This window comes from Bradyrhizobium mercantei (genome assembly GCF_001982635.1).
GTDB classification, from domain to species: Bacteria; Pseudomonadota; Alphaproteobacteria; order Rhizobiales; family Xanthobacteraceae; genus Bradyrhizobium; species Bradyrhizobium mercantei.
Window position 1 is genome coordinate 1 of record NZ_MKFI01000041.1, and the last position, 1,081, is coordinate 1,081.

Below are 1,081 nucleotides of genomic sequence, written 5' to 3' on the forward strand. Positions count from 1 at the left end.
ATTGCGGATCGACGCCGTTGTTCTTGGACTTGGACATCGTGCCCACGCCGCCGTAAGTCACGTCGGAACCGTCGGACTTGAGCTTGGCGCCGGTGATGGCGCCGCGCGCGTCGTAGACGTTCTCGACTTCCTCGGGCCAGAAATACTCGATGCCGCCCTGGGCGTTCTTGCGCGAGTAGATGTGGTTCAGCACCATGCCCTGGCACAGCAGCTTGGTGAAGGGCTCGTCGAAGTTGAGCAGGCCCATGTCGCGCATGACCTTGGTCCAGAAGCGCGCGTACAGCAGGTGCAGGACCGCGTGCTCGATGCCGCCGATGTACTGGTCCATCGGCATCCAGTAGTCATTGCGCGCGTCGACCATGGCGTTGTTGTTGCCCGGCGAGGTGTAGCGCATGAAGTACCAGGACGAGTCCACGAAGGTGTCCATCGTGTCCGTCTCGCGGCGCGCCGGCTTGCCGCAGCTGGGGCAGGCGCACGAGAGGAAGGCTTCGTTCTTGGCCAGCGGATTGCCGCTGCCGTCCGGAATCAGGTCGGCCGGCAGCACCACCGGCAGGTCTTTCTCGGGAACCGGCACCGGGCCGCAGTCCGGGCAGTGGATGATGGGGATCGGGGTGCCCCAGTAGCGCTGGCGCGAGATGCCCCAGTCGCGCAGGCGCCAGGTGGTCTGCTTTTCGCCCAGGCCTTGCGCGCCCAGGTCGGCGGCGATGGCGTCCACGGCTTCCTTGTGCGACAGGCCGTCGTACTTGCCCGAATTGATGGTGCGGCCGCTCTGCTTGTCGCCGTACCATTCCTGCCAGGCGTCGGTGGAATAGGTCTTGCCGGCCACGTCCACGACCTGGCGGATCGGCAGGTCGTATTTCCTGGCGAAGGCGAAGTCGCGCTCGTCGTGGGCGGGCACGCCCATCACGGCGCCGTCGCCGTAGGTCATCAGCACGTAGTTGCCGACCCAGACCTCGACCTGGTCGCCGGTGACCGGGTGCGTCACGAACAGGCCGGTGGGCAGGCCTTCCTTTTCACGCGTGGCCAGTTCGGCCTCGGTGGTGCCGCCCAGCTTGCACTGTTCGATGAAGGCGGCCAGCGC

General features: G+C 66.1%; 1 protein-coding gene. It reads right to left on the minus strand.

Annotation, left to right across the window (positions count from 1 at the left end; genetic code table 11):
* Positions 1-1,081 (minus strand): class I tRNA ligase family protein (locus BI327_RS40765; protein WP_143271808.1); only part of this gene is annotated, 1,081 nt, incomplete at both ends.